Origin of the sequence: Pandoraea pnomenusa, assembly GCF_000767615.3 — a bacterium.
Lineage (GTDB): Bacteria > Pseudomonadota > Gammaproteobacteria > Burkholderiales > Burkholderiaceae > Pandoraea > Pandoraea pnomenusa.
The window spans coordinates 1772301-1793877 of record NZ_CP009553.3 but is presented as its reverse complement, the minus strand read 5'-3'; the positions used below and the strand labels follow the sequence as shown (position 1 = coordinate 1793877).

The following is a 21577-nucleotide window of genomic DNA, read 5'->3' as shown; positions in this document are numbered from 1 at the left end:
CTCAAAGCTGAACGTGTGGGGCACCAGTACGCTCTGCGTTCTCGCGAGGGGGCAAGCTGTCGGGCGACGAATACGCAGAGGGGATAGGAAAATGAATGCCCGCTCGCTGGGCTGCCAGCACGATATGGCGTTCCATCGCGGCCCCGGCGGCGGCGCCATCGCGTCGTCGCAGGGCGTTGAGGATCTCCAGATGTTCATGATAGGTGGAAAGCACGAGTTCGCGCTGATAGAACGGCAGGCGCTGGCTTTCCATGACGATGTCGGTGCTGCCGCGCAAAATGTCTGCGATGGCGCCGTTGCCGGCCAGCCCCACGATACGCAGGTGAAAAGCGAAGTCCAGCTGGGCGGCGGTATCCACATCGCCCTCGATCAGGGCGGCCTTCATCGACTCGACATTGTCCGTGAGCCAGTCGATCTCGTCGGCGCTGGCGGCGTGGGCGGCGAGCCGGGTCGAGAAGCCTTCCAGGGCAAAGCGCAGTTGGTAAGTATCGGCGAGCGAGATCTGGTCGGCGAAGCGCCAGGCGACGCCGACCCGTGCCGAAGCGTCGTTCACGTACACCCCTTTGCCGGGGCGGATCGCGACCATCCCGAGCGCTTCGAGCGTCGAGAGCGCCTCGCGCAGCGAGGCGCGACTGATCGCCAGCTCTTCGGCGAGCTGGCGCTGCGAGGGCAGCATCGCGCCGGCGGGATAAACCTGGCGTTCGATGCGCTCGCGGATAGTGGCGACGGCGGCGTCGGTTACGGCATGCGCCGAATGCTTCATGAGGCCTCACTGGGAATGCGGGGATTCGTAAGGCGCATTGTACGACGCCAAATATCGGTCCGGTGCCAGCCTGCCGGGCGCCCGGAAGCCCGACAGCCGTTTCCCCGCGCGCCTTGCCGGACACGCCTGCGCGGCCCCGACCATTTGCCGGATCAATTGCCTGGCGTGCGGCCTTGCGCCGTCGCCTGATGCGCGTCGTGTTCCGGATGATCGCCGAGCAGGCGTCTCACCACGCCGTTGGTCCAGCCGAAGCCGTCCTGCAGCGGATACTCGCCGCCGCCCCCACCGCTCGCGCACATGGCGTCGCTCGTATGCAGCGAGTACTTTTCCACGAGCTTGCTCTCACGGACATACAGGGCGCTCACGGTCGAGAGCCAGCGGTGGGCGATATCCCCCGCTAGGGCTTGCTCGCCGTACTTGCGAAGGCCATGGATGGCGATCCATTGCAACGGGGCCCAGCCGTTGGGCGGGTCCCACTGTTGCAAACTCGACGCCTGGGTCGTGCGCAGACCGCCGGCGGCGATCAGATGGTCGCGCAGCGTGTCGGCCGTGCGTTGCGCCTGCGCCGGCGAGGCCAGCCCGACGAAGAGCGGGGTGGCCGCGGCCGCGCTCAGGCAAGTTCGGCGTTGCCCGCGTTGCCAGTCATAGTCGAGGAAGGCGCCAACCTCGTCGCTCCAGAGGTAGCGGGTCATCGCATCGCGCCGGGCCAGTGCGCGGGCGGCGAACGCGTGTGCGGCCTGCGAGTCGCCGGCGGCCTGGGCGAGGCAGGCCAGTTGGCGTTCCGAGGCGTACAGAAAGCTGTTCAGGTCCACGGGGACGATAGCCGTGGTGCGGATCGACGAGAGGTCATTGACGTCATCGAGCCAGCGCGAACTGAAGTCCCAGCCCGACGCCGCGCCTGCGCGGAGATCGCGATACACCTCGCCGGCGGGTCGGTGCGGGGCATGCAGCGCCGTATTCACGTCCTCCAGATAGCCCTCCTCGCGTGGCGTATCGCGCTCGTCCCAATAGCGGTTCAGGCAGGCACCGTCGGGCATGCGCACGACATGACGCCGGGCGTCGCCGGGTGCGAGCGACGCCTCGCCGTCCATCCAGTACTCGTACTCACGTCGCAGATGCGGCAGATAGCGCAGGGCGCGGTCCACGCCGTGCGACTCGAAAAGTTCGACCATCAGGCCGTACATCGGCGGTTGCGAACGGCTGAGGTAATAGGTGCGATTGCCATTCGGAATGTGGCCATAGGTGTCGATGAGAAACGAGAAATTGTCGGCCATGCTCACCAGCAGGTCATGGCGGCCGCTGCTGGCGAGTCCGAGCATCGTGAAATACGAATCCCAGTAATAGAGCTCGTGAAAGCGTCCGCCGGGCACCACATAGGCACGAGGCAACGGCAACAGCGAACTGCACGACGGGTGGGCTTCCGGCTCGCGCGTAAGCACGTCCCACAGACCGTCGATGTGGGGTACCAGTGCCTGCCCCGGCGCCGACACATAATGGCTTGGCGGTGTGCGCTCCAGCGTGAAATACGTGGCCACGAAGCGTGACAGATCGAAGCCGGGCACTTGCGCGCTTTCCCGATAGCGGCGCAGCACCTCCTCCGGAGCCAGCGAAGGAACGCAATCGACGAACGTCTTGCTGTCGGGAAAGATGCGTTGCGTCTGCACGGCGACGAACAGTTCCTGATATCGGTCGGCAGGCGTGAGCACGTCCGACGGCGCCGAGTGCGCGACATCCGGCGTCATGCCGCCCCGTGCGAGCGTGCGTTGAGCGGTGTCCGTCATCGTCATTGCTCCGAATAATTCCAGAGCAGGCCGCCGTCGATGAACAGAGTCGTGCCGGTGATATAGCTTGCCTCCGGCGAGGCGAGGAACAACACCGCGTTGGCCACCTCGCTGGGATCCGCCAGGCGTCCAAGGGGAATGTTCGCGACCAGCGCATCGAGCTGGGCCTTGTTCGCGAGCAGGTGCTGATTGATCGGCGTGCCCACCGCGCCGGGCGCCACGTTATTGATGGCGATGCCGAGCGGGGCGAGTTCGATGGCAAGGTTGCGCATCATCATCTTCATGCCGCCCTTGCTTGCGCAGTAGCTGGCGAAATGCGGAAACGGCAGCTCCTCATGAACCGAGCTCACGTTGACGATGCGCCCGCCGCGCTTCGTGTCCCGGAGATGCTTCACAAACGCCTGCGTCACAAAAAACGCCCCCTTCAGATTCACGTCCATCACCAGGTCGTAATCGTCCTCCGTTACCTCCAGGAACGGGGCGCGGCGTTCCACACCGGCGTTATTGACCAACACGTCCACGCGGCCCATGGCCTCGACCGCCTGCTCGATCACCGCGCGGTCGTCGGCGACACTGCCCACATCTCCCGCGATCACGCAGCCGTCGCTGCCGGCCTTGCGCACGAAATCGAGTGTCTGCTCGGCCATCGCATTGTCCAGCCGGTCCTCGATCACCAGCCGCGCGCCCTCCTGGGCCAGCCGGATCGCGATCGCGCGCCCGATACCCTGCCCGCTGCCGGTGACCAGAACCACCGTGTCCTTCATCCGCATGGCGCCTCCCTGCTTCGTCGGTTTGGGGAAATCCGTGCACGCCACCCGAGGATCCGTCTGCCCCGAACCACGTGCCCGATACCAGTGCGACCGAAGGGAGGAAAGTGAAGTTCACACCGAATGCCCCCGATTCGCCTGACAAAACAAAGGCTTTCGAGCGGATCGTCGCTACCGGCGAAGTCGGCCCTGGCGCATCACCCCGTCCTAGGGAATCCCCTCACAAGACTCACCTTGACCTCACTATATTGACTTTCTAATATTCGCCATAACACCACTGGTCAGACCGGTATGACATGTTTAACTACACTGGAAAGTGGTGGATGAGTGCGCAGCGCTCATCGATGCGGTAGATGCACAGAGCCAGCCCCCGAGAGCAGTCCGTCAGACGTAGAAATCGCGAAATCCGAGAGAGTGATTTGCGCAGGCAGAGGAGACAAAACCATGCCCAAGCTGTTTCGTTCGTTGTTTGGCCGAGTTGTCATAGCGTTGATCGTTGGTGTGGCGCTCGGCATATGGTTTCCGCAGTTGGGAGAGTCATTGCGCCCCTTGGGCGACGGCTTTCTGAAATTGATCAAGATGGTCATCGGCCCCATCGTCTTCTGCGTGGTGGTGAGTGGCATGGCGAGCGCGGGCGATTTGCGCAAAGTCGGCCGGGTGGGCGTCAAGGCCGTGTTGTACTTCGAGATCATCACCACCTTCGCGCTCGTGATTGGCGCCGTGCTTGCGTGGGTCACGCGTCCGGGCGTGGGCATGAACATCGACATTCACAGCCTCGATCCGAGCGCCATGTCCGCGTACACCGAGAATGCGAAGAGCCTCAAAGACACTGCGGGCTTCCTGTTGAAGATCATTCCCGACACCATCACCGACGCCTTTGCCAAGGGCGACATCCTGCAGATCCTCGTGTTTTCCGTGATGTTCGGTTGCGCACTTGCGGCCATCGGCGAGCGCGGCCGTCCCGTCGCGCGCTTCATCGACGACCTGAGCCATGTCTTCTTTCGCGTGATGGCGTTCATCATCCGGCTGGCGCCGTTGGGCGTGCTGGGGGCGGTGGCATTCACCACCGGCAAATACGGCGCGGCGTCGCTCAAACAGTTGGGCATGCTCGTCCTCGTGTTCTACCTGAGCTGCTTCGTCTTCGTCACCATCGTACTGGGGGGTGTGTTGCGTCTGGCGGGCTTCAACATCTTCAAGTTCATCAAATACTTCCGTGAAGAGCTGTCCATCGTGCTGGGTACCGCGTCGTCCGATGCCGTGTTGCCGACCATCATGCGCAAGCTCGAATGGATGGGGATCAAGAAATCGACCGTGGGCCTCGTCGTGCCGACCGGTTACTCCTTCAACCTCGACGGATTCTCCATCTACCTCACCCTGGCGGTCATCTTCATTGCGCAGGCGACCAACACCCCGCTGTCCATCCACGACCTCATTCTCGTCGTGCTCGTGTCGCTGCTCACGTCCAAGGGCGCGCATGGCATTCCCGGATCGGCCATCGTCATTCTCGCGGCGACATTGACTGCCATTCCGGCCATTCCGGTGATCGGGCTCGTGTTGATCCTGCCCGTGGACTGGTTCGTCGGCATTGCGCGGGCCATCACCAACCTGCTCGGCAACTGCGTGGCAACGCTCGTCGTGGCCGCGTGGGAAAAAGACGTCGACTTCGCAAGAGCGCACAAAGTCCTCGACGGCGCCCTGCCCTACGAACCGATTTCCGAGTCTGCCGGGGCTGAATCCGGCGCACCGGTCAACGCCGCCCTGACACGCTGAAATACAGCACCATTCAAACCGCGGGTGCCTGGCGATGCCTGGCGCCTGCCCGAACCCGCTTAAGGCCGACGTCAGTCGTCGGCCACATACCTTGGAGTCAACTGCAACATGGCCCTCGCCCCGCAAGATCCGAACGCACCGGAATTCGTGCGCCGATACGTGAATCTGGCCGATCCTCGCCTTGGCGCGCAGGCATTGGAGGCCAGCGACGAGTTCTTCGCGGCCAAGGAGCGCATGCTCAATCCCGAGCCGGCCGTGTTCATCCCGGGCAAGTACGACGACAACGGCAAGTGGATGGACGGTTGGGAGACGCGTCGCAAGCGCGTGAACGGATACGACTGGTGCATCGTCAGGCTGGCGCGCCCGGGCGTGTTGTTCGGTGTCGATCTCGACACCAGCCACTTCACCGGCAACTTCCCGCCGGCGGCCTCGCTCGAGGGGTGCTACAGCCCCGAGGGCGCGCCGGGAGAATCGGCGCAGTGGTTCGAGTTGTTGCCGTCGACCACGTTGCAGGGCAACGCGCACCACTACCATGCCATTGCCGAGCAGCGTCCGGCCACCCATGTGCGCGTGAACCTGTATCCGGATGGTGGTCTGGCGCGTCTGCGCCTGTACGGCCTGCCGCAGAGCGACTGGGCGGGACGCTCGCGTGACGAGCTCATCGACCTCATCGCGATGGAGAACGGGGGATACGTGGTGGCCGCGAACAACCAGCACTTCGGGTTGGCGTCGAACCTGTTGATGCCGGGTCGCGGGGTGAACATGGGCGATGGATGGGAGACGCGTCGGCGTCGCGAGCCGGGCAACGACTGGGCGATCATTGCGCTGGCGCAGCCGGGTGAGATCGCGAAGATCGAAGTGGACACCGCGCACTTCAAGGGCAACTTCCCCGACCGGTGCTCGATACAGGCGGCGTATGTGACCGGAGGCACCGAGCAGTCGTTGATCACGCAGTCCATGTTCTGGCCGGTGTTGTTGCCCGAGCAGAAATTGGCGATGGACAAGCAGTTCCACTTCGAGGAGCCGGTGCAGAAGCTCGGTGCGATCACGCACATCCGGTTCAACATCATTCCGGACGGGGGCGTATCGCGCCTGCGTTTGTGGGGGCGATTGAGCGACAGGAAGGCATAGGCAGGCGCAGCAAAAAGGGAGTGTCGCGAGCGGCACCGGACCCACTCGTCGCGCGGGCATGGCGTGCATGACGGGCGCGATGAGGGGTTCAGAAGCATGGTGTCCTTGCTGCGAGCCGATGGTTCGCGGGACGGGATGGCAAATGCGAGGAAAAGGGAGTGTGACATGGCGGGTGCGGCGTTGAAGATCGAGCGGTTGACGCGAGAGGCGTTTGCGGAGTTTGGCGACGTGATCGAGTTGGAGGGGGCGAAGCATTTCGCGATCAACGGGGGCACGACCGAGCGATATCACGATCTGGCGACGGTGGATCTGGGGCCGGAGGGTGGGCGACCGTTGGTGAACGTCTTCCGGGGTCAGCCGAGGCAGTTGCCGTACGAGGTGAGGATGTTGGAGCGTCACCCGCTGGGTAGCCAGGCGTTCATCCCGTTGAAGACGACGCCGTATCTGGTGGTGGTGGCACCGGCGGGCGAGTTGGACGTGAGTCGCATGCGGGCGTTCGTCTCGGATGGATGGCAGGGCGTGAATTATGCGAGGGGGGTATGGCATCACCCGTTGTTGGCGTTGGAAGAAGTGAGTGACTTCGTGGTGGTGGATCGGGGTGGCGAGGGGCACAACTGTGACGAGCAGGATTTGCCGGGCGCGTATCTGCTGACGCAGGCGGCGTTGGATGTGGTGCAGAAGGCGCGAAAGGCTGCTTAAGACTGCGTGTGTTTTTGAGGCAGGCGAGACATTGGAAGCGGGCTGCAAGAGAGAACGCCGGGGAGAGATCCTCGGCGTTTTGCGTTGTGCGGGGGGGAAAAGGAAGATGGGAGGGATAACGGGGGAATGAGGCGGCGGCGCGGCCGGCCTGCGCAGTTGCGGAGCATGCGGAGCACGTGCGGGGCGGGTGCGGCGTCGCGTTCGCGCTGGATGCGGGTGGTGTCGACGGGGCGATGGGGGGTGAGAGGAGAGAGGGGGGTGGGATAGCGGGGGGTGTTGGTGGAAGGACTGGGGGCATGGAGGGGGACGGACCGGGGCGCCTTTTCGCGGCGAGTTGGGTCTATGTCTGAGCGGCGGAAAGGGGCTCCGGTCCGTCTGGGGGAGAGGTTTTGTCAACCTATTCGCGACAAACTTACAAATCTCACCATCTTGATGCATCAAATCAGGACACTAAAATTGCCACATGTTTTTGCGAATCACGCGAAACACCCACATGAAAAGGCAAATGAAAATGCGATACGTCTCGCTCGAAACGAACAAAGATGGCGTGCTGTTGGCTGCACGGGTATTGCTGATGGTGTTGTTTGTGATGTTTGGTTTTCAGAAGCTGATGAGCTTCGAGGGGACCGTTGGATACATGGCCGCGACGGGTGCGCCGATGCCGGCGGTGTCAGCGGTCATTGCGGTGGTTGTGGAGTTGATCGCGGGGGTAATGATCGTCTTGGGTTTCTATACGCGACCGCTGGCGTTGGTACTTGCGGCGTACACCGTGGCGACGGCGTTGATTGGCCATCGATACTGGGGTTTGAGCGGCGTGGAGCAGTTCATGGCGATGATCAACTTCTACAAGAACCTGAGCATTGCAGGCGGGTTGATCCTATTGGCGCTCACCGGTCCGGGCAAGTATTCGTTCGACCGCAAGTGAGCTGATCGTTGGTCAAACGAGGATGCGGGATTGCGTCCTCGTTTGTGGCGTTGGACCTACCGCGCGTCAGGCGGCCGGCACCACCGCCGTCACCTCGATTTCCACCTTCGCTTCGTCCTCCACCAGATCGGCCACCTCAACCGCCGTCATCGCGGGGAAATGCCGACCGATTACCGCGCGATAGTGTTCGCCGATCGCCGGATAGTTCGCGACATACTCCTTCTTGTCCTTCACGTACCACGTCATGCGCACGATATGCTCGGGCTTCGCGTTGCCCTCCGCCAGAATCGCCACGATGTTCTCCAGCGTCTGACGCACCTGAAGCGCAAAATCATCCGTCTCGAAACGTTGCTGCCCATTCCAGCCGATCTGACCGCCGACAAACACGATGCGGCTGCCGGCCGTCATCTCGAAAGCCATGCCATTCGCATAGCCGCGCGGTTTCGCCCACTCGGGCGGTTGCAGAACTTGCAGCATCACGACACTCCTTCAATCACAGAATCAGGTGCGGCAAAGCGCACAATTGCTTCACGCTGGGCCTCGGGAACCGCGATCGGGGCGGGCCTGCCGCCCTCGCCTTTCGCGACCCAGACCAACACCAGCGTGGCCAGCAGACGCGTCTCGTCGTCGGGTCCCGCGAAGCGGATGCGCAACGTCATCGACGAACGCCCCAGACGCACCACCTCCAACGAACGCGAGAGCGTCTCGCCCAGAAAACTTGGCGCACTGAAACGGCACTCCAGGTTCGCCGTCGGCACGCCCATCCCATTGCGCAAATGCATCTCGCCGAACGACAGGCCGAGCCCTTCGGCGCACCAGTCCTCGACCAGATCGTTGATCATCTCGAAATAGCGCGGATAAAACACAATGCCAGCGGCATCGCAGTGCTTGAACCGCACCAGCACCGGCTTCACGAAAGCATTCGCCGCCACTTCAGTGCCCGCCATCCTTTATCTCCTCATCGTCCCACGCACCCCGGTGCATCGGGCTTCATCACGTCGAATCCCACCGCATCGCGGCGCCGAGCCCGCACGTGAGTAAGCGCCCACCGGAGCGCTCCGCCCTCACCTCACTGCGTCATCTGCCGCAGCTTGAAGCGCTGAAGCTTACCCGTCTCCGTGCGCGGAAGCGCGTCGACGAACTCGATCGCACGCGGATACTTGTACGGCGCGATGTTAGCCTTCACATACTCCTGAAGCGCCTTGACCATCGAAGCGTCGCGTGGCTCGCCCGCCTTGAGCACCACATAAGCCTTCACGATCTGGCCGCGCGCCTCATCGTTCGCCCCCACCACCCCGCACTCCGCCACCGACGGATGCTTGAGCAACGCCGACTCCACCTCCGGCCCCGCGATGTTGTAGCCCGCCGAGACAATCATGTCGTCCGAGCGCGCCTGATAGTAATAATTGCCCGCTTCATCGCACATGAACGTGTCGCCCGGCAGATTCCAGCCGTTCTTCACATAATTCGTCTGACGCGAATCCGCGAGATACCGACAGCCCGTGGGCCCCTTCACCGCCAGCTTGCCCACCTTCCCCGGCGGCAGCGGCTGCATGTTCTCGTCCACGATCATCGCCACATACCCCGGCACCGGCTTGCCGATCGCGCCCGGCACCACATCCCCGTTCGCCGCCGAAATAAAAATATGGATCATCTCCGTGCCGCCGATGCCGTCGATCATCTCGATGCCCGTGGCCTGCTTCCACAGCTGACGCGTCGCGTCCGGCAACGCCTCGCCCGCGGACACCGTCTTCTTCAGACTCGACAGATCGTACTTGCCCACCAGCGCCGCCATCTGACGATAGAACGTCGGCGCCGTAAAGCAGATCGTCGCGCGGTACTGCTCGATCGCCTGCAACAGACTGTCCGGCGTGAGCTTCTCGAGCAACACCGTCGATGCACCGACGCGCAGCGGGAACGTCAGCAAGCCGCCCGTGCCGAAAGTGAACGCTAACGGGGGCGTGCCGCAGAAAATATCGTCCGGCCCCGGCTTGAGCACATGGCGCGGGAACAGATCGCACATCGCCAGCACGTCGCGATGAAAATGCATCGTACCCTTCGGCTGCCCTGTCGTGCCGCTCGTGAACGCGATCAGGCAGACATCGTCCACCGCCGTGTCGCACGCCTCGAAGCTCGCCGGCTGACGCGCCATGCGGGCCTCCAGTGAGTCCTCACCCACGTCATGGAAATACACCGCCTGTGTGAGCGTGGGACAGAAATACTCATGGCCCGCCTGACGGTTGAACTCCAGCTCCTCCTTCAGACGGCCGTCGCACAAAGCCGCGCCGATCTCCGCCTTGTCGACGATCTGCTTGAGCTCCTTCGCACGCAACAGCGGCATCGTCGGCACGCCGACCAGCCCCGCCTTGATCACCGCCAGCCAGGCCGCCGCCATGAACAGATTGTTCGGACCACGTAACAGCACGCGATTGCCCGGCACCAGCGACATGTCGTTGCGAAGCACATGCGCGATGCGATCGACCATCTGGCGCAGGCCGAGATACGTCGTGACCGTGGGCTTGCCGTTCTCCACCGAATAAATCGCGGGCGCGTCACCGCGGCCCTGCGCAATCGTGCGATCCAGCAGTTCGGCGGCGCAATTGATGCGCGCCGGGTACGCCACGTCCGGATTGTCCAGCAGAAACTCGGGCCACTGATCCGCGGGCGGCAAATTGTCGCGCGCGAAAGTGTCGAGATGTCCAGATCGTTCCATGTGCTTCTCCTTGCCCCCGGTAATCCAGCATGACGCCGACCGCCCCGGCCAAACGTCGATCAAGTGCTTCCAAGTGTCATTGCAAGACGCCATGCCGTCCCTGTCTCCCGGGGGCACCGCGCACATCACCCGCCTTATCCTGCTACTTACCGCCACGTACCGCCACGCCCGGCGCTTCGGACACCGAGGCTCAATCGTCCTTGAGCAGTTCGCGCGCGATGATCAGCTTTTGCACCTCCGTTGCGCCCTCGTAAATGCGCAACGAACGAATCTCCCGATACAGACGCTCCACAATCGCGCCCGACACCACTCCCGCGCCACCGAACATCTGCAACGCGCGGTCGATGACCTGCTGCGCCGATTCTGTCGCGAACATCTTTGCCATCGCCGCTTCGCGCGTCGTGCGCTGACCCTGTACATCGCGCTGCCACGCGGCGCGATACGTCAGCAGCGCCGCCGCGTCCACCGACGTCGCCATGTCGCCCAACGCCGCCTGCGTGATCTGGAAGTCCGCCAGCGTCTGCCCGAACATCTCGCGCGACTTCGTGCGCGCCAGACCTTCATCGAGCGCGCGACGTGCGAAACCCAACGACGCCGCGGCCACCGACGCACGGAAAATATCCAGCGTCATCATCGCGACCTTGAAACCCTGCCCCGCGTCGCCCAGGCGCTGCGAGGCCGGCACGCGGCAGTTCTCGAACTTCAGTCGGGCCAACGGGTGCGGCGCGCTCACATCGATGCGCTCGGCGATCGTCAGCCCCGGCGTATCGGCATCCACCACGAAGGCGCTGATGCCGCGCGCACCCGGCGCCTCGCCGGTCCGCACGAAGACACAATAGAAATCCGCGATACCGCCGTTCGAGATCCAGGTCTTCTCGCCGTTGAGTACGTAATGGTCACCGTCAGGCGTGGCCGAGCAGGCCATCGCCGCCACATCCGACCCGGCGTTGGGCTCAGAGAGCGCGAAGGCCGCAATCGCCTCGCCCGACGCCACGCGCGGCAGATAACGCCGGCGCAGCGCGTCGCTGCCGGCAAGCGTGATCGCGCCGCTGCCCAGGCCCTGCATCGCGAAGGCGAAATCGGCCAGGCCGTCGTGGCGCGCCAGCGTCTCGCGCAGCACGCACAGCGCCCGGGAATCGAGCTTGTCCATCGCGCCGCCATGACTGGCCGGTACGCAATACTTCAACCAGCCCGCGCGGCCCAACTGGCGGACCAGCGAGATGCAGGTGGCATCGGTGTCGGCGTGATGATCGACATGCAGCTCGCGCGAGCACCAATCGTCCAGTTCGGCACCAAGGCGACGGTGCGCGTCGTCGAAGAACGGCCACGCCAGAAAATCGGCGTTGCGCGCGTGGTGAGGTGTTAGGGAAGTCATGTTGCCTGCCGTCTCGCGTCAGTCACCCTGGAATACCGGCTTTTGCCTGGCGACAAAGGCGTCGTAGGCGCGGCGAAAATCCTTCGTCTGCATGCAGATGGCCTGCGCCTCGGCCTCGGCCTCGATCGCCTCGTCCACGCCCATGTTCCACTCCTGATGCAGGAGCTTCTTCGTCACACCATGGGCGAACGTCGGCCCGCACGCGATCTGGTCGGCCAGCGTTTGCGCGGCGCTCAACACCGCGCCGCCGTCATGCAGCGCGTTGAAAAACCCCCACTGCACCCCTTCCTCGGCCGTCATCACGCGCCCCGTGTACAGAAGCTCCGACGCCCGCCCCTGCCCGATCATGCGCGGCAGCAGCGTGCAGGCGCCCATGTCGGCCCCCGCAAGTCCCACACGCACGAACAGGAAGGCCGTCTTCGTCTGCGGCGTGCCCAGGCGCATGTCCGAGGCCAGCGCCACCATGGCGCCCGCACCGGCGCAAATGCCATCGATCGCGCTGACGATCGGCTGCGGACAGGCGCGCATCGCCTTGACCAGATCGCCCGTCATACGCGTGAAATCCAGCAGTTCCGGCATGCTCATCTGCGTGAGCGGGCCGATGATCTCGTGGACGTCGCCGCCCGAGCAGAAATTGCCGCCTGCACCCGTCACCACCACCGTCCTGATATCCGTCGCATACACCAGCCCGCGGAACAGATCGCGCAGCTCGGCATACGAATCGAACGTGAGCGGGTTCTTCTTGTCGGGTCGGTTCAGCGTGATCGTGCCAATGCTCGGACGCCCTTGCGCGTCATTCGACACCGACCACAGAAAGTGCCTGGCTTCATAGTTCGCGAAAGGGCGCTTGTGGTGCGCCATCGTCAGTTTCACGTCGCTCATTGGCCAATCTCCTTGAATAGGTTATGCGTTCGCGCCATGGCGCGGATCCGGGCGCCCGGCGCTCAGCCGACAGTCACCTCGCCGCCCGCCACCGCGAGCGACTGCCCTGTCATCGCGCTCGCGGCGGGCTGGCACAGCCACAGCACCGCGTCGGCCACCTCCTGCGGCTGCACCAGTCGAGCCTGCGGATTGCGTCCGGCCAGCTCGGCACGCGCCTCGTCCTCGCTGCGCCCCGTCTTCGCGACGATGTTCGCCACGGCGTCGCGCACGATGTCCGTCTCCGTGTATCCCGGACACACGGCGTTGACCGTCACACCCTTTTTCGCCACCTCCAGCGCGAGCGCGCGCGTGAGGCCGACCACGCCGTGCTTGGCCGCGCAATAGGCCGTCACGTACGGGTAGCCGATCAGGCCCGCCGTGCTGGCCACATTCACGATGCGGCCCCAGCCGGCCGCAAGCATGGCCGGCAGTGCGGCGCGAATGCAGTGGAACGTGCCCGTCAGGTTGACGTCGATCATCTGCTGCCACAGCGCCGCGTCCGTCTTGCCGAACGGGGCGCTGAGCGCTTGCCCGGCGTTGTTGACCAGCACCTGCACCGGCCCGAAGCGCTCGGCAGCGCGGGCGAACGCCGCCTCGACGGCCGCGGCGTCCGAAATGTCGGCGCTCACCCATGCCACGTCGCCGTGCGCGGCCAATGCCCGCGCGCCGGCGGCGAGCGTGGTCTCGTTGCGCCCGAGCAGGGTCACGCGCGCGCCTTGCGAGAGCAACGCGCGCGCCACCGCCTCGCCAATACCACGCGCGCCACCCGTCACAAGGGCGTGCGCTCCTTGCAGCGATGCCGGCGCCGCGGTGGCCGGAGTTGTCGTAGACGTCATGAACTGTCCTTATTTGCCGATCTGTTGAGCGTAGGCGGCAGCACGCTCCAGATTGGTCTCGTACTGCCGCTTGCCGGCATAGTACTGCGCCGGCCACGGCAGATCCTTGTAGCCGATCTTCGCGGCTTCATGCAGCGTCCAGAACGGATCGGCCAGATGCGGACGCGCCAGCGCGCACAGGTCGGCGCGGCCCGACGCGATGATGCTGTTCACATGGTCCGCTTCAAAGATCGCGCCAACGGCAATCGTCGGAATGCCCGCTTCGTTGCGCACCCGATCGGCGAACGGCGTCTGGAACATGCGACCGTAGACCGGCTTCTCCGCCTTGCTCACCTGCCCCGACGAGCAGTCGATGAGATCGGCGCCGGCTGCCTTGAACGCCCGTGCGATCTGCACCGCGTCGTCGGGCGTGATGCCGCCTTCGACCCAGTCGTGCGCCGAAATCCGCACCGACATCGGCCTGGCGTCCGGCCAGACGGCCCGCACCGCGCGGAACACCTCCAGCGGATAGCGCAGGCGGTTCTCCAGCGAGCCGCCGTATTCGTCGGTACGCTGATTCGTGAGTGGCGAAATGAAGCTCGAGAGCAGATAGCCGTGCGCGCAGTGCAGTTCGAGCCAGTCGAAACCGGCTTCGGCCGCGCGCCGCGCCGCCTGCACGAAGTCGTCCTTCACACGGCCCATGTCGGCGCGCGTCATCTCGCGCGGTGTCTGCGACACGCCGTCGATGTATGGCAGCGGCGACGCCGAGATGAGCGGCCAGTTGCCTTCGTCGAGCGGCAGATCGATGCCGTCCCAGGCCAGTCGCGTCGAACCCTTGCGACCGGCGTGACCGATCTGCATGGCGATCTTCGCGTCGCTTCCCGCGTGCACGAAGTCGACAATGCGCTTCCACGCGTCGCGCTGCGTGTCGTTCCAGAGCCCCGGGCAGCCCGGGGTGATGCGCGCCTCGGGCGACACGCAGGTCATTTCCGCGACGATCATGCCCGCGCCGCCCAGCGCACGGCTGCCCAGGTGCACGAGATGGAAATCCCCCGGCACGCCGTCCACGGCCGAATACATCGCCATCGGCGACATCACGATGCGATTCTTGAGCGTGAGCTCACGCGCGCGATACGGCGTAAACATCGGCGGGATCGCGTGCTGACCGGCGGCGCGTTTCACCCCGGCGCGCTCGGCGAGCCAGTCCTCGTAGCCCTCGACGTAACCGGCATCTCGCACACGCAGGTTCTCGTGCGAGATGCGCTGCGAGCGCGTGAGCAGCGAATAAGCGAACTGCTCCGGCGCGAAACGCGCGTAACGATCGACCGTCTCGAACCATTCCGTGGAATTGCGCGCGGCATTCTGAATCTTCAGCACCTCCACGCTGCGGGCGGCTTCATAGTCCTGCAAAACGCGCGGCACGGCGTCGACATTCTGCGCGACCAGGCCGTCGGCCAGCGCGATCGCGTCTTCGAGTGCGAGCTTCGTACCCGAGCCGATGGAGAAGTGCGCCGTATGGGCGGCGTCGCCCATGAGCACGACCGGCACGCGTTTGCCGTCGACGTCGTTCCAGTGCACCCAGTGCTCGCAGATCACGCGTGGGAAACGAATCCAGATCGCCGAGCCGCGAAGGTGCTTGGCGTTGCTCATCAGCTCGTGGCCGCCGAGGTATTTGGCGAAGAGCTTCTCGCAAAACTTCACGCCCTCTTCCTGGCTCATCTGATCGATACCGTGCGCGCGCCAGACTTCCTCGGGCGTCTCCACGATGAAGGTCGACGTGTCGGCGTCGAACTGGTAGGCGTGCGCCTGGAACCAGCCGTGCTCGGTCTTTTCGAAGGCGAACGTGAAGGCATCGAAGCGCTGATGCGTGCCGAGCCAGACAAAGCGGTTCTGGCGCGTATCGATGTCCGGGCGGTAGGTGTCGGCGTAGCGGGTGCGGATGCGGCTGTTCAGGCCGTCCGAGGCGATGACCAGATCGGCCTGATAGCGGCGCGCGATCTCCTGATCGTCGCCCACTTCCGTCTCGAAAACGAGCTCGACGCCAAGCGCCTCGCAGCGCGCCTGAAGAATGTTGAGCAGCTTCTTGCGGCCGATGCCGATGAAGCCGTGGCCGCCGGACGTGATGGTGCGGCCCTCGAAATGGATGTCAATGTCGTCCCAGTGATTGAAGGCCGCGTTGATTTCCGCGGCGCTCACCGGATCGGCGTCCTGGAGGTTGTCCATGGTGGCGTCGGAGAACACCACGCCCCAGCCGAAGGTGTCGTACGGACGATTGCGCTCGACCACCACCACCCGGTGCGACGGCTCGCGCAATTTCATCAACAGCCCGAAATACAGGCCCGCGGGACCGCCACCGATACAGACGATATTCATCTCCAGCCTCCGGATTCACTGACCGCGCCGCACTCACCGACGCCTCGATCTTTGTTAAATCGTAAATAGTTTATGCCTAAAATACTAGCGAAAAAAATTCCCGCCAGCAAGGTCGGTGTGCCCTGCTGGCGGGAAGCTCGGGAAAGCCCTTAGGCGACCAAGGCCGGCGCGTTCGCGTCAGCGCGCGCCCATGCGCTTTCGTGCAATGGCCAACGTCGTCAGGCTGATCACCGCCCCGACCATCAGATACAGCCCCGGGGCGAGCTTGTTGCCGGTCGATGCAATCAGCCACGCCACGGCCAACGGCGTGAAGCCACCGAAGATCGTCGTGCCGAGGTTGTACCCCACCGCCATGCCCGTTGCGCGCGTGCGCGTCGGGAACAGCGACGACATCAGGGCTGGAATCGGCGCAAAGTACACCGCCTTCAACGTGCCGACCCACAGCATCACCAGCATCATCGTCGCCAGCGACGGATGCGCGTTCATGAACGCGAACGCCGGATACACGGTGCACAGGAACAGCACACCGGCCACGAACATGATGCGAATGCGCCCGACCTTGTCCGACCAGTGGCCCACGAACGGCGTGAGCGTCATGATCACGAAGCCGGTGACCAGCGTCGCAATGAAGCCCTGCGCCGGCGGCAGGCCCAGTTGCTTCGTGGCATACGTCGGCATGTACAGGATCATGTAGTTTGCCGTCGTCGTCAGGATGAGCGCGCCGATGGAGACCAGCAGGCGCGACTTCTGCGTGGCGAGCACCTCCCATACCGGCGACGCCTTGCCTGGCGATTCGGTCTTGCGGGCCGTCTCGAAGGCGGGCGTCTCATCCATGTACTTGCGAATGTAGAGTCCGATCGGCCCGACCAGCATCCCGAACAGGAAGGGAATGCGCCACCCCCAGGATTCGAGCTGCGGCTGGGTCAGCGCGCCGGTAAGCACCGCACCGAACGCCGAGGCCAGCAGCGTGCTCGCCCCCTGACTCGCGAACTGCCAGCTCGACATGAAGCCCGGCCGGTTCGGCACATGCTCGACGAGAAACGCCGTGGAACTGCCGAACTCCCCGCCCGCCGAGAACCCCTGCATCAGTCGTGACACGAAGATGCCGATGGGCGCCCAGACACCGATCGCGGCGTACGTCGGCATGAACGCAATGAGACCGGTGCCGAGCGTCATCATGGCGATCGAGAGCATGAGCGACGCACGACGCCCGTGCCGGTCGGCATACGCGCCCAGCACGAACGCACCGAGCGGGCGCGCGAGATACGACAGCGCAAACGTCCCCAGCGCCATGAGCAACGACACGGTTTCGTCGTGCGCGGGAAAGAACAGCCTGGAAATCGTCACGGCGAAATAGCCGTAGACGATCAGGTCGTACCATTCGAGCGCATTGCCGATGGACGTCGCGACGATCAGCTTGTAGACGGGCACCTCGGCGCGCGCCCCCTCCTTGTCTGCGCTCGACGCGCCCTTCGCCGGGTCCGCCCCGGCGGCGGCAGCAGAACTGTTCATCGCGGCTTCCCCTCTTTCAGATTCACATCCCCAAGATCCCAGAACAGCCCGGCCATGATCTGCAACGCTTCACGCGCGACCGAGCCGAGCAGGTGCTCGTCGGGCGCATGCTGCGAACATGCCGGGTAGGAGTGCGGCACCCACAGCGTGGGCAGCCCGAGCACGTCGGCAAACACGTCGTTCGGCAACGTGCCGCCGAGGTTCGGCAGCAGCACCGGCGGCTTGCCCGTCGTCTCGCGCATCGACCCAAGCGCCCACAGCACCCAGGGATCCTCCGGGTCGAGACGCGTCGCCATCACGCCGCGCTCCACCTCGACCTCCACCATCGGGAATCCGTGCGCGTCGAGATGCGCGCGCAGAATCTCGCCAAGTCGCTCCCAGTCCGTGCCGACCACGAAGCGGATCTGCATGTGGGCATACGCATACGGCGGGATGGCATTGACCGGCTTTTCAGGATTGCCCGTCTTGAACGCGAGGACTTCGATGTTGTTCCAGCCGATGACGCGCTCGGTCGGTGTGAGCCCCGGCTCGCCGTAGTCGGCGTCGACCTCGGGATCGTTCGGCCCGCCGCCGACCTCCAGCCCTGCCAGTGCACGCCGCACCGAAGCGGGCAGCTCCGGCGGGCGCAGCCCCTCGACGAGGATCTTGCCGTTGCCGTCGACGATCGAAGCAATGGCGTTCGCCAGCACCACGCCCGGATTGCGCAGCAAACCACCCCAGTTGCCGGAGTGATGACCACCATCGCGAAGATTCAGACTCAGCTTGAAATTGACAAGGCCGCGCGAGCCGAGGAAAACCGTCGGACGTTCGGCACTCAGACGCGGGCCGTCGGACGCGATCAGCACGTCGGCGCGCAACTCGTCGCGCAGTTGCTCGCAAATCGCATGCAGGCCCGGCGAGCCCATTTCCTCGCCCATCTCCACGATCATCTTCACGTTGTAGCCGAGCTTGCCGCCACGCAAGGCCAGCACCTGGGCCAACGCCGCGAGGTTGATGGTGTGCTGGCCCTTGTTGTCGGCCGTGCCGCGCCCATACCAGCGATCGCCCTCCACGACGATCTCCCACGGCTTCAGCCCGCTGCGCCACTGGGCGTCATAGCCGCGCACCACATCGCCGTGCCCGTAGGTGAGCACGGTCGGCGCGTCGTCGCTTTCATGACGCTGCGCGATCAGGAACGGGCCGCCGCCCGGCACCGGGTTCGGCACGATGCGCGACGTGAAGCCGAGCGCCGCCAGCGAAGGCGTCATTTCGTCGGAAAGATAGGCATGGAGCACCTCGCCGCTATCCGCCTCCTGACTCTCGGTCTTGTAGGCGACACGACGGCTGAGTGTGTCCAGGAACGCGCCCGAATCGTATTGGGCGGTGGCTTGTGCAATGGCTGCGCTACGGGTCACTGCTTGTCTCCAGATGGCTTTTGAGGGGACGGCTGCCGTCTCGCACATCGCGCGAAGCATGTCGGAAGCACGCTGCGGCACAACCGTTCAGGCCATTCTAGGAGCGGGTATTTTTGACAACAATGATAATATTTCGAAGGTTTCGTTGCCATTTCGGCAAAGCAACCATCGCCAGGCAGACACCTGCCGTTGAACCTCTCTATGGCTGGAACGGCTCATGCAAACACACGCGCTACGCTATTTTCTCGAGGTCGCCCGCACCGGTTCGCTCAGCCGCGCGTCGGAGCGCCTGCACGTGGCCGTCTCGGCGCTGAGCCGTCAGATCGCCAAGCTGGAGGAAGACCTCGGCACCCCGCTGTTCGAGCGTCGCCCGCGCGGCATGGTGCTGAGCGAGGCAGGCGCGTTGCTCGCCGATCATGCGCGTCGCGTGCTGCTCGACACCGAGCGCGTGACGTCGGAAATCCGGGGGCTGACGGAGGCGGGGCGTGCCACGATTCGCGTGGCGAGCGCCGAAGGGGTCGCGCGAGACTTTCTGCCGCAGGTCTTCGCGCGCTTTCGCGAAGCCTACCCCGGCGCACATTTCCTGCTCGACGTCGTGTCGCCCTTCGTCGCCACCGAGCGCGTGCGCGATGGCGAGGCCGACATCGCGGTGTGTTTCAGCGTGGCGCCCGAGAAAGGTGTGCAGGTCGTGCACACCCAACCCGCGCCCATCTTCGCCCTGATGGCGGAGCAACATCCGCTGGCCAGGCGCCGCGACGTCGCCCTCGCCGACCTGCAGCCCTACCCGATGGCGCTGTCCAATGCCGGGGTGACGATCCGACAGATGTTCGACCTGTGCTGCACGCTCGAAGGCTTGCTGTTCGAACCGGTGTTCGTGAGCAACTACCACGCCGCGCTGCATAGCTTCGTGCGCTCGGGCAACGCGGTTACGCTCACGGGCCTGCTCACCGTGCGCAGCCGGTTGGCGCCGGATGGGTTGGTCGCCATACCGATTCGCAATCCCGCCCTGCACCAGCGCACGCTCCAGGTGCAGACCATGGCGGGCCGCACCCTGCCCGCTCCCGTGGAGGCCTTCCTGGGCCTGCTGATCGACGCGATCCGTGCACCGGAAATTCTCGATCGACCGTTCGCCTGAGCGGTCGACGCCGTGCCGGAACGCCGCGCGCCGCCGCTAGTGCGCCGGCGGCGGCGGCGCGGACGTGACGGCGCGCGCCTGGGCGTCGCCATCGTCGGTCGCGCGCTGTTCACGATCCGTCAGTTGACCGAAGATCCACGCCGAGCAGCAGGTGATCAGGCCGACGCACGCGAAGGTTGCGCGAAACGCGGGCAGCGCACCCACGCCCGCATGCTCGCCGAAGGCACCGGTAAACGTCACCAGCAACGCGCCGCCGACGGTCAGCCCGAAGCTCATCGCCAGCATCTGCACGAGCGAGAACAGACTGTTGCCGCCGCTCGCATCGTCCGGATTCAGGTCCTTGAGCGTAAGCGTGTTCATGGCCGTGAACTGCACCGAGTTGATGCCGCCGAGAATGCCGAGTTGAACAACCAGCAGCGGCACCGGATAGTGCGGCGTGACGAGCGCGAAACTCGCCATCACGCCGCCGGCGAGGATCGTGTTCCAGACCAGCACCGGGCGATAGCCGAAGCGCATCACCAGCCGCGTCGCCAGACCCTTGGCGAAGATCCCCGCGAGGGTGATCGGCAGCATCAGCAACCCCGCCTCGAAAGCGGTGTAGCCCAGACTGACCTGCAAGAGCAGCGGAACGAGATACGGCACCGCCGCGATGCCGATTCGCGCGAACAGATTGCCGAGCAACCCGACGCTGAACGTGTGCACGCGAAACATGGCGAGCGAGAACAGTGGCTGCGGGGCGCGGTTCGCATAGAGGCCGTAGGCAACGAAGCCGGCGAAGCCCAGCACGAGCAACACCAGCATCAGCGCATGCGCACCGGCGATGTCGGCGTGCCGGTCCAGCGCCAGCGACGTCGCCACCATACCCACGGTGAGCAGCAGGTACCCCTTGACATCGAAGGGTGCCGTGTGGGGCGCGCGGGCATTCGTCAGAAAGAAGTGCGCGGCGAGACACCCCGCGGCCCCGACTGGCACGTTGATGAGAAACACCCAGTGCCACGAAGCCACCTTCACGAGCCAGCCGCCGAGCGTCGGGCCGATGAGCGGACCGATCATGCCCGGCACGGCGACGAACGCCAGCGCCTGGAGATACCGCTCGCGCGGGAACGTGCGCAGTACGGCGAGCCGCCCCACGGGCAGCAGCATCGCGCCGCCGAAGCCCTGCACCACACGCCAGGCGACCAGCGCGTCGAGCGTTCCGGAATAGGCGCACATCGCCGAGCCGATGGAGAAAATGGTCAATGCGCTGGAGAAGACGACGCGCGTGCCGAACCGATCGGCCAGCCATCCGGATATCGGAATCGTCACCGCCATGGTCAGGGCGTAGGCGATGACCACCGCCTGCATGTGCAGCGGCGACTGGCCGAGGTCGCGCGCCATGGCGGGCAATGCGGTGTTCACGATGGTCGAGTCCAGCGTCTGCATGAAAAAGCCGACGGAGACCACGAGCAGCATCGCCTTTTGCCGCCAGGCGGCCGGTTGGGATGAGGTCATGTCGAGGGGCAA

At 64.7% G+C, this 21577-nt stretch carries 18 protein-coding genes; 5 read left to right on the top strand and 13 right to left on the bottom strand.

Annotated features, from left to right (window positions below):
* Position 1 precedes the first annotated feature (1 nt).
* The 3 genes from LV28_RS32145 to LV28_RS32135 form a co-directional block, all read right to left on the bottom strand.
* Positions 2 to 763, bottom strand: a complete 762-nt coding sequence (locus LV28_RS32145; protein WP_023595178.1) for a FadR/GntR family transcriptional regulator — start codon at positions 761 to 763, stop codon at positions 2 to 4.
* A 152-nt stretch (positions 764 to 915) separates the two neighbouring features.
* Positions 916 to 2544, bottom strand: a complete 1629-nt coding sequence (treF, locus tag LV28_RS32140) for an alpha,alpha-trehalase TreF (RefSeq protein ID WP_255315171.1) — start codon at positions 2542 to 2544, stop codon at positions 916 to 918.
* 2 nt (positions 2545 to 2546) lie between these two features.
* Positions 2547 to 3314, bottom strand: a complete 768-nt coding sequence (locus LV28_RS32135; protein WP_023871795.1) for an SDR family NAD(P)-dependent oxidoreductase — start codon at positions 3312 to 3314, stop codon at positions 2547 to 2549.
* 441 nt (positions 3315 to 3755) lie between these two features.
* Here LV28_RS32135 and LV28_RS32130 point away from each other — a divergent pair, with 441 nt between their 5' ends.
* The 4 genes from LV28_RS32130 (at position 3756) to LV28_RS32115 (ending at position 7836) form a co-directional block, all read left to right on the top strand.
* Complete coding sequence (locus LV28_RS32130; protein WP_038618151.1) at positions 3756 to 5081, top strand: C4-dicarboxylate transporter DctA; 1326 nt, start codon at positions 3756 to 3758, stop codon at positions 5079 to 5081.
* Positions 5082 to 5189: 108 nt separating this feature from the next.
* Positions 5190 to 6212: an allantoicase gene (alc, locus tag LV28_RS32125; RefSeq protein WP_023595174.1), complete on the top strand. Its 1023-nt coding sequence runs from the start codon at positions 5190 to 5192 to the stop codon at positions 6210 to 6212.
* A gap of 165 nt (positions 6213 to 6377) precedes the next feature.
* The gene (locus LV28_RS32120) at positions 6378 to 6911 is read left to right on the top strand and encodes an ureidoglycolate lyase (protein ID WP_025249244.1); all 534 of its coding nucleotides are present in this window, start codon (positions 6378 to 6380) and stop codon (positions 6909 to 6911) included.
* Between the two features lie 511 nt (positions 6912 to 7422).
* Positions 7423 to 7836, top strand: coding sequence for a DoxX family protein (locus tag LV28_RS32115; RefSeq protein WP_023871798.1), 414 nt, complete (start codon positions 7423 to 7425; stop codon positions 7834 to 7836).
* Between the two features lie 66 nt (positions 7837 to 7902).
* Here LV28_RS32115 and LV28_RS32110 read toward each other — a convergent pair whose 3' ends face one another.
* From LV28_RS32110 to LV28_RS32070, 9 genes are all read right to left on the bottom strand, one after another.
* A complete protein-coding gene (locus LV28_RS32110) occupies positions 7903 to 8310 on the bottom strand; it encodes a RidA family protein (RefSeq protein WP_023871799.1) in 408 nt (135 codons plus the stop codon).
* Positions 8311 to 8312: 2 nt separating this feature from the next.
* A complete protein-coding gene (locus LV28_RS32105; RefSeq protein ID WP_023595170.1) occupies positions 8313 to 8783 on the bottom strand; it encodes an acyl-CoA thioesterase in 471 nt (156 codons plus the stop codon).
* Between the two features lie 122 nt (positions 8784 to 8905).
* Positions 8906 to 10549, bottom strand: a complete 1644-nt coding sequence (locus LV28_RS32100; protein WP_038618154.1) for an AMP-binding protein — start codon at positions 10547 to 10549, stop codon at positions 8906 to 8908.
* 190 nt (positions 10550 to 10739) lie between these two features.
* Positions 10740 to 11924 carry an acyl-CoA dehydrogenase family protein gene (locus LV28_RS32095; RefSeq protein ID WP_025248860.1) on the bottom strand — a complete coding sequence of 395 codons (1185 nt, stop codon included), beginning with the start codon at positions 11922 to 11924 and terminating at the stop codon, positions 10740 to 10742.
* Positions 11925 to 11942: 18 nt separating this feature from the next.
* Complete coding sequence (locus tag LV28_RS32090; RefSeq protein ID WP_023595167.1) at positions 11943 to 12806, bottom strand: enoyl-CoA hydratase family protein; 864 nt, start codon at positions 12804 to 12806, stop codon at positions 11943 to 11945.
* A gap of 62 nt (positions 12807 to 12868) precedes the next feature.
* Positions 12869 to 13681: an SDR family NAD(P)-dependent oxidoreductase gene (locus LV28_RS32085; RefSeq protein ID WP_023871803.1), complete on the bottom strand. Its 813-nt coding sequence runs from the start codon at positions 13679 to 13681 to the stop codon at positions 12869 to 12871.
* Between the two features lie 9 nt (positions 13682 to 13690).
* Entirely contained in the window at positions 13691 to 16033 is a 2343-nt protein-coding gene (locus LV28_RS32080; RefSeq protein WP_038618157.1) for a bifunctional salicylyl-CoA 5-hydroxylase/oxidoreductase, read from the bottom strand.
* A gap of 177 nt (positions 16034 to 16210) precedes the next feature.
* Complete coding sequence (locus LV28_RS32075; protein ID WP_023595164.1) at positions 16211 to 17545, bottom strand: MFS transporter; 1335 nt, start codon at positions 17543 to 17545, stop codon at positions 16211 to 16213.
* Positions 17542 to 18939 (bottom strand): M20 family metallopeptidase, encoded by a 1398-nt coding sequence (locus LV28_RS32070; protein ID WP_038618160.1) that lies wholly within the window; start codon positions 18937 to 18939, stop codon positions 17542 to 17544. Before LV28_RS32070 ends, LV28_RS32075 begins: the two co-directional genes overlap by 4 nt.
* Before the next feature lie 217 nt (positions 18940 to 19156).
* On the opposite strand from LV28_RS32070, the gene LV28_RS32065 reads away from it, so the two are divergent.
* Positions 19157 to 20074 (top strand): LysR family transcriptional regulator, encoded by a 918-nt coding sequence (locus tag LV28_RS32065; RefSeq protein ID WP_023595162.1) that lies wholly within the window; start codon positions 19157 to 19159, stop codon positions 20072 to 20074.
* 36 nt (positions 20075 to 20110) lie between these two features.
* Here the strand turns inward: LV28_RS32065 and mdtD are convergent, their stop codons facing one another.
* Positions 20111 to 21565 (bottom strand): multidrug transporter subunit MdtD, encoded by a 1455-nt coding sequence (gene mdtD / locus LV28_RS32060; RefSeq protein WP_081214965.1) that lies wholly within the window; start codon positions 21563 to 21565, stop codon positions 20111 to 20113.
* Between the last annotated feature and the right edge of the window lie 12 nt (positions 21566 to 21577).